The sequence below is a fragment of the Micromonospora sp. NPDC057141 genome (assembly GCF_042670805.1).
In the GTDB taxonomy this organism is placed as follows: Bacteria; Actinomycetota; Actinomycetes; order Mycobacteriales; family Micromonosporaceae; genus Micromonospora.
The window spans coordinates 1-16,122 of sequence record NZ_JBHUVA010000050.1; the positions used below are offsets into that span (position 1 = coordinate 1).

Consider the following 16,122-nt stretch of genomic DNA (forward strand, 5'->3'; position numbering starts at 1 on the left):
CGCCCTCACCACCGACTCCGCACCCTGGCCGGCCGTCGACCGGCCCCGCCGCGCCGCCGTCTCCTCCTTCGGCATCAGCGGCACCAACGCCCACGCCATCATCGAGCAGGCCCCCGCCGACGCCCCGGCACCCCGCCCCGAGCGCCCGGCGGCGCGACCCGGCCTGGTCGCCGCCGACGCCGTACCGCTGCTCGTCTCGGCCCGCAGCGCCCGCGCCCTGCGCGACCAGGCGGCGCGGCTGCGGGCCCGCCTCGCCGACGACCCGGCCCTCGACCTCGTCGACCTCGGATACTCGCTCGCCACCGGCCGCGCCCACCACCCGTACCGGCAGGTCACGGTGGCCGCCGACCGGGACTCCGCGCTGGCCGGGCTCGCCGCGATCGCCGAGGCCGACCACCACGCCGGCACCCCCGACGGTACGCCGAAGGTCGTCTTCGTCTTCCCCGGCCAGGGCTCCCAGTGGGCCGGGATGGCCCTCGACCTGCTGGAGTCCTCGCCGGTCTTCCGGGACCGGATGGCCCAGTGCGCGGCGGAACTGTCCCGGCTGGTCGACTGGAACGCCGAGGACGTCCTGCGCGGCGCGCCCGACGCCCCGCCGATGGACCGGGTGGACGTCGTCCAGCCGCTGCTCTTCTCCGTCATGGTCTCCCTCGCCGAGGTGTGGAAGTCCTGCGGCGTACGGCCCGACGCCGTCATCGGCCACTCGCAGGGCGAGATCGCCGCCGCCTGCGCCACCGGGGCGCTCACCCTGCCCGACGCGATGCGGCTCGTCGTCGCCCGCAGCCGGGGCCTGCTGGCCATCTCCGGGCTGGGCGGCATGGTGTCCGTGCCGCTGTCCGCCGCCGACACCGCGCAGCTCATCGCGCCCTGGCCGGGTGCCCTCTGGGTCGCCGCCGTCAACGGGGCCGCCGTGACCGTGGTGTCGGGGGACGCCGGCCCGGTCGCCGAACTGCTCGCCACCTGCGCGGAGCGCGGCATCCGGGCCCGGCAGATCGCCGTGGACTACGCGTCGCACTGCGGCCACGTCGAGGCCGTCCGCGAGGACCTGGCCGCCGCGCTCGGCACGATCGAGGCCCACCCCACCGAGGTGGCCTTCCACTCCACCGTCACCGGCGAACCCCTCGACACCGTCGAGCTGGACGCCGACTACTGGTACCGGAACCTGCGCGAACCGGTGCGCCTCGCCCCCGTCGTGGACGCGCTGATCGGCGCCGGCTACCGCACGTTCGTGGAGCTCAGCCCCCACCCTGTGCTCAAGGTCGTCGTGCAGGACGCGCTCGACCGGGCCAGCACCGGGCAGCCCGGCGGCGTCGTGGTCGGCTCGCTGCGCCGCGACGAACACGGCCCCCGCCAACTCCTCGCCGCGCTCGGCGGCCTGTACGCGGCCGGCGTACCGGTCGACTGGGCCGCCGTCCTCGCCGGCTCCGGTGCGTCCCGGGTGGACCTGCCGACGTATGCGTTCCAGCGGGAGCGGTTCTGGCCCGAGGCGGGTACGTGGCGGGTGGGTGACGTGTCGGGTGTTGGCCTGGGGGTGGCGGGGCATCCGTTGCTGGGTGCGGCGGTGCGGCTGGCGGGTGACGACGAGGTGGTGTTGACGGGTCGGTTGTCGGTGTCGACGCATCCGTGGTTGGCCGATCACGTCGTGTCGGGTGTGGTGGTGGTGCCGGGTGCGGCGTTGGTGGAGTTGGTGGTGCGGGCGGGTGACGAGGTGGGTGCGTCGCGGGTGCGGGAGTTGAGCATCGCCGCGCCGTTGACCCTGCCTGGCTCGGGTGGGGTGCGGGTGCAGGTGCGCGTCGGGGCGGCTGACGACTCCGGTGGCCGGGATGTGGCCCTGCACGCCCAGTCCGAGGAGGACCCGGAGGCCGAGTGGACGCGGCACGCGGAGGGTGTGCTGGAGCCGGCTGTCGCCGAGGAGGCGGGCGTCGGGGTGTGGCCGCCGGCCGGTGTTCCGGAGATGGACCTGAGCGGCTGGTACGACGCGCTCGTCGGGCACGGGCTGGCGTACGGGCCGGTGTTCCGGGGCCTGCGCCGGGTGTGGACCGGCGACGGCGACGTGTACGCCGAGGTCGCGCTGCCCGACGAGGCGGCGGGCGACGCCACGGCCTTCGGCGTGCACCCGGCGCTGTTGGACGCCGCCCTGCACCCGATCGGGCTGCTGCTGGCCGACGACGTGTCCGGCCCTCGGGTGCCGTTCGCGTTCACCGGCGTGCAGGTGCACGCGGCGGGCGCGTCGGTGCTGCGGGTCCGGCTGACCCGCGCCGGCTCCGGGGTGCGCCTCGTCGCCGCCGACGAGTCGGGTGCGCCCGTCGTGTCGGTGGACTCCCTCGTCCTGCGGGAGCTGACCGGGGTGGCCACGCCGAGCGCGGCCGATCGCTCCCTGTTCGAGGTGACCTGGCACGCCGAGGACGTGACCCCGGCCGCCGACATGTCGGGCGCGGTGACGATCGGCGACGCGGGGCTGCCCGACGTGCCCGCGTACGCGGACATGGCGGCGCTGGTGGCGGCCGTCGAGGCGGGCTCGGTCGCACCGGGCCTCCTGCTCCTGTCGGCCGGCTCCGGCCCGGATCGGACCCCCGGCGGCGACCTGCCCGGGGTGGTCCGGTCGGTGACGGCCGACGTCCTGGGGACCGTCCAGGCGTGGCTGGCCGCCGACGCGCTCGCCGACACGACGCTCGTCGTGACGACCCGCGACGCCGTGGCGGCCCGGCCGGGCGACCAGGCCGACGACCTGGCGGGTGCTGCGGTGTGGGGCCTGCTGCGGTCGGCGCAGTCGGAGCACCCGGACCGGATCGTGCTCGCCGACCTCGACGGTCCGCTGGACGCCGGCGCGGTGACGCTGCTCGCGGCGGTGGCCGCCGACCCGGCCCCCACCGGCGGCCAGCTCGCGATCCGGGCCGGCACCGTCCTCACGCCCCGCGTCACCCGCCCCGCCGGCGACGCGCTCACCCCGCAGGGCGACCTGTGGCACGTGGCCGCCGTCGACCCGGGAACGATCGACGGCGTCGACCTGCGGCCCGGCACCGCCCAGCCCCTCGCGCCCGGCGAGGTCCGGGTGGCCGTGCGGGCGGCGGGGGTGAACTTCCGGGATGTGTTGATCGCGTTGGGGATGTATCCGGATCCGTCGGCGGTGCTGGGTAGTGAGGGTGCGGGGGTGGTGCTGGAGGTCGGCCCGGGTGTCGGCGATCTGGTGCCGGGTGATCGGGTGTTCGGGTTGTTCGAGCCGGGTTTCGGGCCGCAGGTGGTGGCGCAGCGGTTGCGGGTGGCGCGGGTGCCGTCGGGGTGGTCGTTTGTCGAGGCGGCGTCGGTGCCGGTGGTGTTTTTGACGGCGTACTACGCGTTGCGGGATCTGGCGGGGTTGCGGGCTGGTGAGTCGGTGCTGGTGCACTCGGGTGCGGGTGGGGTGGGGATGGCGGCGATCCAGCTGGCCCACCATTTCGGCGCGACCGTCTATGCGACCGCCAGCCCCGGTAAGTGGGGGACGCTGCGGGACCTTGGGGTGGCGCAGGGGCGGATCGCGTCGTCGCGGTCGACGGAGTTCGAGGCGGTGTTCGCCTCCGCGTCGGGTGGTGCGGGTGTGGATGTCGTGCTCGATGCGCTTGCGGGTGAGTTCGTGGACGCGTCGTTGCGGTTGTTGCCGCGCGGCGGCCGGTTCGTCGAGATGGGCAAGACCGACGTCCGCGACCCGGAACTGGTCGCCCGCCAACACCCCGGCGTGACGTACCAGGCGTTCGAGCTGAACGCCGCCGGTGGCGAGCGCATCGGGCAGATGCTCGGCGAGTTGTTGGCGTTGTTCGAGCAGGGTGCGTTGCGGCCGTTGCCGGTGCGGGTGTGGGATGTGCGGCAGGCACGTGCGGCGCTGCGGCACCTGAGCCAGGCCCGGCACGTGGGCAAGGTGGTGCTGACGGTGCCGGTGCCGGTGGACGCGGACGGCACGACACTGGTGACCGGGGCGTCGGGGACCCTGGCGGGGGTGGTGGCCCGGCATCTGGTCGCGTCGGGTCAGGCCCGTCGGTTGGTGTTGGCGTCGCGTCGGCTGCCGGTGGAGGGTTCCGGCTATGCGGCGTTGGTGGCGGAGCTGACCGGGGCGGGTGCTGAGGTTGCGGCGGTGTCGGTGGACGTGGCCGATGCGGGGCAGGTGGCGGCGTTGGTGGCGGGGGTGGATCCGGCGCATCCGCTGACCGCCGTGGTGCACACGGCCGGGGTGATCGCCGATGCGACGATCGGTTCCCTCGACGCGGACGGGCTCGCGGCGGTGTTGCGGCCGAAGGTCGACGGCGCGTGGGCGTTGCATCAGGCGACGGCGCGTCTGGATCTGTCGGCGTTCGTGGTGTTCTCGTCGATCGCGGCGACCCTGGGTTCGCCCGGTCAGGGCAACTATGCGGCGGCGAACGCGTTCCTCGACGCCCTCGCCCAGCACCGCCGCGCCCGGGGCCTGCCCGCGACCAGCCTCGCCTGGGGCCTCTGGGCCACCACCAGCACGATGACCGCCCACCTCGACGCCACCGAACACCGCCGCGCCATCCGCGCCGGCAGCGCCCCGCTCACCGACGCCGAAGGGCTCGCGCTCCTCGACGCCGCGCAGCGGCACGGCGGCCCGCACGTCGTACTCATGAAGGTGCCGGCGGCCACGGGCGGACCGGTCCCCGCCCTGCTGCGGGACCTCGTGCGCCCGCCCCGCACCCGGCGGCGCGCGGCGACCCGGGCCGCCGCCGACCTGTCGCTGGGCGAGCGGCTCGCCGCGCTCAGCCCCGCCGAACGGCGCGGCGAACTCCTCGACCTCGTCGCGGGTGCCGTGGCGGCCGTGCTCGGCCACCGCTCCGCCGACACCGTCGACCCGCAGCGGCCGTTCAAGGAACTCGGCTTCGACTCGCTCACCTCCGTGGAGCTGCGCAACCGGCTCGCCGCCGCCACCGGGCTGCGGCTGCCCGCCACCGTCGCCTTCGACTACCCGACGCCCGCCGTGCTCGCCGACTTCCTCGACCGGGAGATCGGCGGCCGGGCCGCCCCCGCGCCGGCCCGCGCCGCTGCCGCCGCGACCGGCGTCGACGAGCCCATCGCGATCGTCGGCATGGCCTGCCGCTTCCCCGGCGAGGTACGGACCCCCGAACAGCTGTGGGACCTCGTCACCGCCGGCGCGGACGTCATCGCGCCCTTCCCCACCGACCGCGGCTGGGACCTCGCCGACCTGCGCGGCGACGCCGGTGACGACACGGCCACCCCGCAGCGCGGCGGGTTCCTCTACGACGCCGCCGACTTCGACGCCGCATTCTTCGGCATCTCGCCCCGCGAGGCCCTGGCCATGGACCCGCAGCAGCGGCTGCTGCTGGAGACCTCGTGGGAGGCGTTCGAGCGGGCCGGCATCGACCCGCTGACCGCGCGGGGCAGCAGCACCGGCGTCTACGTCGGCCTGATCTACCACGACTACGCCGGCAAGGCCCTCGGCACCTCCGACGAACTCGACGGGTACGTCGGCAACGGCAGCGCCGGCAGCGTCGCCTCCGGTCGCATCTCGTATCTGTTCGGCCTCGAGGGCCCCGCCGTCACCGTCGACACGGCCTGCTCGTCGTCGCTGGTCGCCCTGCACCTGGCCGCCCAGGCGCTGCGGCAGAACGAGTGCTCCCTCGCCCTGGCCGGCGGGGTCAGCGTCATGTCGACCCCCGGCATGCTCGCCGAGTTCTCCCGCCAGCGCGGCCTGTCGCCCGACGGGCGGTGCCGGGCGTTCGGCGCGGGCGCCAACGGCACCGGCTTCGCCGAGGGCGTCGGCATGCTGCTGCTGGAACGGCTCTCCGACGCCCAGCGCAACGGCCACCGGATCCTCGCCGTCGTCCGGGGCAGCGCCGTCAACCAGGACGGGGCCAGCAGCGGCCTCACCGCCCCCAACGGGCCGTCGCAGCAGCGGGTGATCCGGCAGGCCCTCGCCAACGCCCGCCTGGCCGCCACCGACGTGGACGCCGTCGAGGCGCACGGCACCGGCACGGCGCTCGGCGACCCGATCGAGGCACAGGCGCTGCTGGCCACGTACGGGCAGGACCGGCCCGCCGACCAGCCGCTCTGGCTCGGCTCGATCAAGTCGAACATCGGCCACGCCCAAGCGGCAGCCGGCGTCGCCGGTGTGATCAAGATGGTCATGGCGATGCGGCACGGACAGCTCCCGGCCACCCTGCACGTCGACTCCCCGTCGGAGCACATCGACTGGACCGCCGGGGCCGTGTCGCTGCTCGCCGAGCCCCGCCCCTGGCCCGAGGTGGACCGGCCGCGCCGCGCCGCCGTGTCGTCGTTCGGCATCAGCGGCACCAACGTCCACACGATCCTGGAACAGGCCCCCGAGGTGACGCCCGCGCCGACCGTGACCGTCCCGGCCGCCGTCGCCACCGGCGACCTCACCACGCCCTGCGTGCTCTCCGCCCGCACCGGCGACGCCCTGCGCGAACAGGCCCGCCGCCTGCACGACTGGCTGGGGGAGAACCCGGGCGTCGGGCTGCCCGACCTCGGCCACGCCCTCGCCGCCGGCCGGTCCGCGTTCGAACACCGGTCGGTGCTGCTGCCCCGCGACCGGCAGAGCCTCCTCGCCGGCCTGGCCGCCGTCGCCGCCGACGAGCCGTCGTCCGTCGTCGTCCGGGGCACCGTCCGGCCCGGCCGGCTCGCCGTCCTCTTCTCCGGCCAGGGCGCGCAACGCCCCGGCATGGGCCGCGAGGCGTACGGGGCGTTCCCCGTGTTCGCCGCCGCCCTCGACGAGGCGTGCGGCCACCTCGACCCGCTGCTGCCCCGCCCGCTGCGCGACGTGCTGTTCGCCACCGAAGGCTCCCCCGACGCGGAGCTGCTCGACCAGACCGTGTTCACCCAGGCCGGCCTGTTCGCCGTCGAAGTGGCCCTGTACCGCCTCGTCGAGTCGTTCGGGGTCGTCCCCGACCTCGTCGGCGGCCACTCGATCGGCGAGATCACCGCCGCGCACGTCGCCGGGGTGCTGACCCTCGCCGACGCCTGCGCGCTGGTCGCCGCCCGGGGCCGGCTCATGCAGGCGCTGCCCGCCGGGGGCGGCATGCTCGCCGTCGCCGCCGGCGAGGCCGACGTCCGCGCCTCGATCGAGGGCCTGACCGACCGGCTCGGGATCGCCGCCGTCAACGGGCCGTCCGCCGTGGTGGTCTCCGGTGCCGCCGACGCCCTCGACGCCGTGGAGGCCGGCTGGCGGGATCGGGGCGTCCGCACCCGCCGCCTGCGGGTCAGCCACGCCTTCCACAGCCCGCTCATGGAGCCGATGCTGGCCGGGTTCCGGGCCGTCCTCGACGGGCTCACCTTCCAGCCGCCGACGCTGCCCGTCGTGTCCAACCTGACCGGCGTCGCCGCCGACGCCGTCGACCTGTGCGACCCCGAATACTGGGTGCGGCACGTCCGCGAGGCCGTCCGCTTCGCCGACGGGATCGCCTACCTGCGGCAGCGCAACGTCGGCACGTACCTGGAGGTCGGGCCGGACGGGGTGCTCGCCGGCATGATCGCCGACTGCCTCGCCGACGACGCGGACACCGCCGCCGGGGCGGTGATCGTGCCGACCCTGCGCCGGGGCCGCACCGAGGCGTCCGCGCTGCTCGCGGCCCTCGCCGAGGCGTACGCCGGCGGCGTGCCCGTCGACTGGGCCACCCTCACCGGCGGCGGCACGGCCGTGCGCCCGGTGGACCTGCCGACGTACCCGTTCCAGCGGCAGCGGTACTGGCCCGACGCGGCGGCCTGGCGGGCCGGCGACGTGTCCGGCGCCGGCCTAGCCGCCCCCGGTCACCCGCTGCTCGGTGCGGCGGTGCGCCTGGCGGGTGACGACGAGATCGTGTTGACGGGTCGCCTGTCGGTGTCGACGCATCCTTGGTTGGCCGATCACGTCGTCTCCGGTGCGGTGGTGGTGCCGGGCACCGCCCTGATCGAGTTGGTGGTGCGGGCCGGTGACGAGGTGGGTGCGTCGCGGGTGCGGGAGTTGACGATCGCCGCGCCGTTGACGTTGCCGGTCTCGGGTGGGGTACGGGTGCAGGTGCGGGTCGGCGGGGCCGACGACTCGGGTGCCCGTGAGGTCACCGTGCACGCCCAGCCGGAGGACGATGCGGAGGCGGAGTGGGTCCGGCACGCGGAGGGTGTGTTGGAGGCGGCCGTCGTCGAGGAGCCTGTGGTTGGGGAGTGGCCTCCGGCGGGTGTCGCCGAGGTTGACCTGTCCGGTTGGTACGAGGCGCTTGTCGGGCACGGGCTGGCGTACGGGCCGGTGTTCCAGGGCCTGCGTCGGGTGTGGACGGGTGACGCCGAGCTGTACGCCGAGGTGGCCCTGCCGCAGTCGGCGGCGGGCGACGCCACCGCGTTCGGGGTGCATCCGGCGTTGCTGGACGCCGCCCTGCATCCGATCGGGTTGTTGCTGGCCGAGGACACCTCCGGGCCTCGGGTGCCGTTCGCGTTCACCGGTGTGCAGGTGCACGCGGCGGGCGCGTCGGTGCTGCGGGTGCGGCTGAGCCGGGCCGGTTCCGGGGTACGGCTGGCCGCCGCCGACGAGTCCGGTGGGTCGGTCGTCTCCGTCGACTCCCTCGTCCTGCGGGAACTCACCGGCGTCGCCGCGCCCAGCGCGGCCGACCGCTCCCTGTTCCAGGTGACCTGGCAGCTGCAGGACGTCGCTCCCGCCGCCGACGGCTCCGGCTGGGCGGCGCTCGGCGACGCCGGGCTGCCCGACGACGTGCCCGCGTATGCGGACGTGGCGGCGCTGGTGGCGGCCGTCGGGACGGGCGTGGCCGCGCCGGCTTTCGTGTTGTTGCCCGTTCCCGTCGCCGGGGCGTCGGTCCCGGACGCGGTGCGGGAGGTCGTGACGGGTGTGTTGGGTGTGGTGCAGGCGTGGCTCGCCGCCGATCTGCTTGCCGATTCGCGGCTGGTGGTGGTGACCCGGGGTGCCGTGGTGGCGCGGGACGAGGACCGGGTGGCCGATCTGGCGGGTGCGGCGGTGTGGGGTCTGCTGCGTTCGGCGCAGTCGGAGCACCCCGACCGCATCGTGCTCGCCGACCTCGACGAGGGCATGGGCCCGCAGGCGCTCGGCGTGCTGGCGACCGTCGCGGCGGACCCGTCCACGGTCGGCGGTCAGCTCGCGCTCCGGGGCGACGCGGTGTGCGTACCCCGGCTCGTGCGCCAGTCGGGCGCGGAGCTGACCCCGCCGGCGGACCGTGCGTGGCACGTGGCCGCCGCGCGCCCCGGCACACTCGACGGCGTCGAGATCGTCGCCGCCGAGCCGGCCGCCCTCGCGCCCGGCGAGGTCCGCATCGCGGTCCGCGCCGCCGGGGTGAACTTCCGGGACGTGTTGATCGCGTTGGGGATGTATCCGGATCCGGCGGCGGTGCTGGGTAGTGAGGGTGCGGGTGTGGTGCTGGAGGTCGGCCCGGGTGTCGATGACCTCAATCTGGGTGATCGGGTGTTCGGGTTGTTCGAGCCTGGGTTCGGGCCGGAGGTGGTGGCGCAGCGGCAGCGGATCGGGCGGGTGCCGGCGGGTTGGTCGTTTGTGGAGGCCGCGTCGGTGCCGGTGGTGTTCCTGACGGCGTACTACGCGTTGCGTGATTTGGCGGGGTTGCGGGCTGGTGAGTCGGTGTTGGTGCACTCGGGTGCGGGTGGGGTGGGGATGGCGGCGATTCAGCTGGCGCACCATTTCGGCGCGACGGTGTATGCGACGGCGAGCCCGGGCAAGTGGGGGACGTTGCGGGGTCTCGGGGTCGCGCGGGAGCGGATCGGGTCGTCGCGGTCGACGGAGTTCGAGCAGGTGTTCGCCTCCGCGTCGGGTGGTGCGGGTGTGGATGTGGTGCTCGATGCGCTGGCGGGTGAGTTGGTGGATGCGTCGTTGCGGTTGTTGCCGCGTGGTGGCCGGTTCGTGGAGATGGGTAAGGCGGATGTGCGTGATGCGGCTGTGGTCGCGGCGGAGCATCCGGGGGTGGCCTATCGGGCGTTCGACCTGAATGAGGCGGGCGGCGAGCGGATCGGGCGGATGCTGGGCGAGTTGTTGGCGTTGTTCGAGAGTGGTGTGTTGTCGCCGTTGCCGGTGCGGGTGTGGGACGTGCGGCAGGCGCGTGCGGCGTTGCGGCATCTGAGCCAGGCCCGGCACGTGGGCAAGGTCGTGCTGACGGTGCCGGCCCCGGTGGACGCGGACGGCACGACACTGGTGACCGGGGCGTCGGGGACCCTGGCGGGGGTGGTGGCCCGGCACCTGGTCGCTACGGGGCAGAGCCGCAGGTTGGTGTTGGCGTCGCGTCGGCTGCCGGTGGAGGGTTCCGACTATGCGGCGCTGGTGGCGGAGCTGACCGGGGCGGGTGCTGAGGTTGCGGCGGTGTCGGTGGACGTGGCCGATGCGGGGCAGGTGGCGGCGTTGGTGGCGGGGGTGGATCCGGCGCATCCGCTGACCGCCGTGGTGCACACGGCCGGGGTGATCGCCGATGCGACGATCGGTTCCCTCGACGCGGACGGGCTCGCGGCGGTGTTGCGGCCGAAGGTGGACGGGGCGTGGGCGTTGCACGAGGCGACGGCGCATCTGGATCTGTCGGCGTTTGTGGTGTTCTCGTCGATCGCGGCGACGCTGGGTTCGCCGGGTCAGGGCAACTATGCGGCGGCGAACGCGTTCCTCGACGCCCTCGCCCAGCACCGTCGCGCCCAGGGCCTGCCGGCCACCAGCATCGGCTGGGGCATGTGGGCCACGGACGGGATGACCGCCCACCTCAGCGCCGACGACCGGCAGCGCCTGGGCCGGCTCGGCATGACCGGCCTCACCGCCGCCGAGGGCGCCGCCCTGCTCGACGCCGCGACCGCCGGGCCCCGGGCGGCGGTGGTCGCCGCCCGGCTGCGGATCACCGGGGACGCCGGGCAGGTCCCGCCGATCGTCCGGCTGCTGGCCCGGAGCGGGCCCCGCCGGCAGGCGCGCGCCGCGCAGGCCGGGGCCGGCTCGGGCTGGTCCGGGCGGCTGGCGGGGCTGGCGTCCGACGAGGCGCGGCGGTTGCTGGTGGAGCTGGTGTGTGGTCAGGCGGCGGCGGTGTTGGGGCATGCGTCGGCGCTGGCGGTTGCGGGTGGTCGGGCGTTCAAGGAGTTGGGGTTTGACTCGTTGACGTCGGTGGAGTTGCGTAACCGGCTCGCTGCGGCGACGGGGTTGCGGTTGACCGCGACGCTGGTGTTCGACTATCCGACGCCGGAGCGGCTTGCTGAGCACCTGTACGAGCGGCTCGGCCATTCCGCTGCCCCGGCCGCCGTCACGCGGGCCGTCGCCCGGGACGACGATGACCCGGTCGCGATCGTCGGGATGTCGTGCCGGTTCCCGGGTGGGGTGTCCAGTCCTGAGCAGTTGTGGGATCTGGTGGCGTCGGGTGGGGATGCGATCGGTGGTTTTCCGGGGGATCGGGGTTGGGATCTGGAGGGCCTGTATGACCCGGATGCGGATCGGGTGGGGACGTCGACGACGCGGCAGGGTGGTTTCCTGTATGGGGCGTCGGAGTTCGACCCGGGGTTCTTCGGTATCTCGCCGCGTGAGGCCCTGGCGATGGATCCGCAGCAGCGGTTGTTGTTGGAGACGTCGTGGGAGGCGTTCGAACACGCCGGCATCGACCCCCGCGACACGAAGGCCACCACCGGCGTCTTCGCCGGCCTGATCCACCACGACTACGCGGGCCGCCTGGCGGCGTCGGAGGAGCTGGAGGGCTACCTCGTCAACGGCACCGCCGGCAGCGTCGCCTCCGGCCGGGTCGCGTACGTGTTCGGCCTGGAGGGACCGGCGGTCACCGTCGACACCGCCTGTTCGTCGTCGCTGGTCGCGCTGCACCTGGCGGCGCAGGCGCTGCGGTCGGGGGAGTGCGACCTGGCGCTGGCCGGCGGCGTGACCGTCATGGCCACGCCGAGCGCCTTCGTCGGCTTCTCCCGCCAGCGGGGCCTGTCGGCCGACGGGCGGTGCAAGTCGTTCGCCGCCGCCGCAGACGGGACGGGCTGGTCGGAGGGCGTGGGGATGCTGCTGGTGCAGCGGCTCTCGGACGCGCGGCGCGAGGGCCGGCGGGTCCTCGCCGTGGTGCGGGGCACGGCCGTCAACCAGGACGGCGCGTCGAACGGGTTGACGGCGCCGAACGGTCCGGCGCAGCAGCGGGTGATCCGGCAGGCACTGGCCAACGCGCGGCTGACCACCGCGGACGTGGACGCCGTCGAGGCGCACGGCACCGGCACGACGCTCGGCGACCCCATCGAGGCGCAGGCGCTGCTGGCGACGTACGGGCAGGACCGGCCCGCCGACCGGCCGCTGCTGCTCGGCTCGATCAAGTCCAACATCGGCCACACGCAGGCGGCTGCGGGTGTGGCTGGTGTGATCAAGATGGTCCTCGCGATGCGGCATGGTGTGGTGCCGCCGACCCTGCACGTGGACGAGCCGTCCCCGCACGTCGACTGGTCGGCTGGTGCGATCGCGCTGGCCGTCGAGGCGATGCCGTGGCCGGCCGTGGACCGGCCGCGTCGGGCGGCGGTGTCGTCGTTCGGGATCTCGGGGACGAACGCGCATGTGATCGTCGAGCAGCCTCCGGCGGAGGTTGTCGAGGGTGTGGTGGTCGGGCGGGTGGCGACGCCGCCGGTGGTGCCGGTGCTTTTGTCGGCGCGCACCGAGGGTGCCCTTGCCGGGCAGGCGGGCCGGTGGGCCCGCTGGCTGGCCGGCGACGAGTCCCCTGCCGTCGTCGACGTGGCGTGGTCGTCGGTGACGACCCGTCCGGGGCTGGAGCAGCGGGCGGTGGTGTCGGCCGCTGGCCGCGACGAGTTGCTGGCCGCGTTGCGGGCGCTGGCGGCGGGTGAGCCGTCGGGTGCCGTGGTGGTCGGGGTTTCCGAGCAGCGCGGTCAGCTCGCGATTGTCTTCTCGGGCCAGGGCGCGCAGCGGGCGGGCATGGGCCGGGAGCTGTCGGCGGCGTTCCCGGTGTTCGCGGCCGCGCTGGACGAGGTGTGCGGTCACCTGGATGCGTTGCTGCCGCAGCCGTTGCGGCCGGTGCTGTTCGCGGCGGCGGGCACGCCGGAGGCCGACCTGTTGGATCAGACGGTGTTCACGCAGGCCGGTCTGTTCGCGGTCGAGGTGGCCCTGTTCCGTGTGGTGGAGTCGTTCGGGGTGGTGCCGGACTTCGTGGGCGGGCACTCGGTCGGCGAGATCACCGCCGCGCACGTGGCGGGGGTGTTGTCGCTGGCCGACGCGTGTCAGCTCGTTGCCGCCCGGGGCCGCCTGATGCAGGCCCTGCCGGCCGGCGGTGGGATGCTCGCCGTGAACGCCGCCGAGGAGGCCGTCGCGGAGTCGATCGCCGGTCGGGTCGACGTCGGGATCGCCGCCGTGAACGGGCCGTCGGCCGTGGTGGTCTCCGGTGCCGTCGAGGCCCTCGACGAGGTCGAGCGGTCGTGGCGGGGCCGGGGCGTCCGCACCCGCCGGCTGACGGTGAGTCACGCGTTCCACAGCCCGTTGATGGAGCCGATGCTCGCCGAGTTCCGGGCCGTCCTCGGCGGGCTCACGTTCGCCGCGCCGTTGCTGCCGGTGGTGTCGAACCTGACCGGGGCGCTGGCCGACGCCGACGAGATCCGCACCCCGGACTACTGGGTGCGGCACGTGCGGGAGGCCGTCCGCTTCGGCGACGGCATCACCGTCCTGCGTAAGGCCGGCGTGGGCACGTTCGTGGAGGTCGGCCCGCAGAGCGTGCTGACCGCGCTGGCCGCCGACGCGCTGAGCGGTGACGAGGGCGTGCTGACGGTCGCGGCGCAGCGCCGGGACCGGCCCGAGGCTGCCGCCCTGCTGGCCGCGCTGGCTGAGCTGCACGTGGCCGGGGTGCCCGTGTCGTGGCGGGAGTGGTTCGCCGGCACGGGCGCGGCCCGGATCGACCTGCCGACGTACGCGTTCCAGCACCAGCGGTTCTGGCCCGAGCCGGTGGTGCGGAAGGAGACCGACGGCGGGGACGTCGAGTTCTGGGCCGCCGTCGAACGCGGCGATCTGGCCGCGCTCGCTGCCCAGCTCGGCGACGACACCGCCCTGGACGCCCTCACCCCGGCCCTGCCCGCCCTAACCACCTGGCGGCGGGCCCGCACCCGCGACGCGGCGGTGAACGGCTGGTCGTACCAGGTCGGGTGGCTGCGGATCGACCCCGGTGACGTGCCGGCGGCGGCCGGCGACTGGCTGCTCGTCGGGCCCGACGGCGACACCGCCGACGACATCGCCGCCGCGCTCGCCTCGGCCGGCGGACACGTGCGGCGGCTGCCCGCCGAACCGGCCACCGCCACCCGGGGCAACCTGGCCCGGCGGCTCACCGCCGCGCTCGCCGACGGGCCCGCCACCGGCGTCGTCTCCCTGCTCGGCCTGGCCGACGACCCGCACCCGCAGCACCCGGCCGTGCCCGTCGGCACGGCCGCCACGCTGGCGCTGGCGCAGGCCCTGCACGACGCCGGGGTGAGCGTGACCCTGTGGTGCGTGACGCGGGGCGCGGTCGGTGCCGGCGACGGCGACGCCGTCCGCAGCGCCGCCCAGGGCGGCCTGTGGGGCCTCGGCCGCGTCGCCAGCCTCGAACTGCCGCAGCTGCGGGTCTGCCTGCTCGACCTGCCCGCCGCCGAAGCCAACGCCAACGCCGCCGGCGCCACCGAAGCCAACGCCAGCAACGCCAACGCCGCCGCTCGCGTCGACCCGGCCCGGCTCGCGGCGGCCCTCACCGCCGCCGGCGACGAGGACCAGCTCGCCGTGCGGCCCACCGGCGTGTACGCGCGCCGGCTGACCCGGGCCACCCCCGCCGACGCGGCGGCGGCCGACCGGTGGCGGCCGACCGGCACCGTGCTCGTCACCGGCGGCACCGGCGCGCTCGGCGCGCACGTGGCCCGCTGGGCCGCCGGCAACGGGGCCGAACACCTGGTGTTGACCAGCCGGCGCGGCGAGGACGCCCCGGGCGTGGCGCAGCTGCGCGACGAGCTGACCGCCCTCGGCGTACGGGTCACCGTCGCCGCCTGCGACGTGGCCGACCGGGACGCGGTCGCCGCGCTGCTCGCCCGCGTCGACGCCGACCCGGCCCCGCTGACCGCCGTGGTGCACGCCGCCGGCCTCAACGACGTGGCCCCCCTCGTCGACACCGACCTCGGCCGGTTCGCCGCCGTGCTGACCGGCAAGATCGCCGGGGCGGTGCACCTCGACGAGCTGCTCGGCGACCGGCCGCTCGACGCGTTCGTGCTGTTCGCCTCCATCGCCGGGATCTGGGGCAGCGGCGGGCAGGCCGGCTACGCGGCCGGCAACGCCTACCTCGACGCCCTCGCCGAGCGCCGCCGCGCCCGGGGACTCGCCGCCACCTCCGTCGCGTGGGGACCGTGGGCCGACGGCGGGATGGCCACCGGCGACGCCCAGCGGGAACTGGCCCGGCGCGGGCTGCGGGCGATGCCCCCGGCCGACGCCGTGCACGCCCTGCGGGTCGCCGTCGGGCGCGGCCGGCCCTGCCTCACCGTCGCCGACGTCGACTGGGCGACGTTCGCCCCGGCGTACGCGTCGGTGCGGCCCCGGCCGCTGCTGGCCGACCTGCCCGAGGCCCGGCCCGCCGAGCGCCCCGACGACGATGCCGCGCCGGCCGACGGCGGCCGGTCCCTGCGGGACCGGCTACTCGCCCTGCCCCGCGACGAGCAGGACCGGCACCTCACCGACCTGGTCCGCGCCGAGGCCGCCGCCGTCCTCGGCCACCCCGGCCCGGAGCGGGTCAAGCCGCGGCGGGCGTTCAAGGAACTCGGCTTCGACTCGCTGACCGCCGTGGAGCTGCGCAACCGGCTCACCCGGGCCACCGGTCTGCCCCTGCCCACCACGCTCGTCTTCGACCACCCCGACCCGGCCGCCGTGGCCGCCCACCTGCTCACCGCGCTGCTCCCCGAGGCGCACCGGGAGGAGACTGCCGACCCGGCCGAGACGGCGGTGCGCCAGGCCCTGGCCACCATCCCGCTGGCCCGCATCCGCGAGGCCGGGCTCCTCGACCTGCTGCTCAAGCTCACCGACGGCGACGACACCGACCCCGCCCCCACCGGCGAGGACGTCGACATCGACGAGATGGACGCCGACACCCTCATCAGGCTGGCGCTCGACGGCTCCGAGTCCTGACCCTTGCCCCACGTACGGAGTAACTG

The 16,122-nt window shown here is 75.5% G+C and carries 1 protein-coding gene; it reads left to right on the forward strand.

Features of this window, described 5'->3' with window-relative positions:
* Positions 1–16,096, forward strand: a 16,096-nt coding sequence (locus ACFT41_RS22230) for a type I polyketide synthase (protein WP_377613965.1), incomplete at its 5' end; no start/stop codon positions are given.
* Between the last annotated feature and the right edge of the window lie 26 nt (positions 16,097–16,122).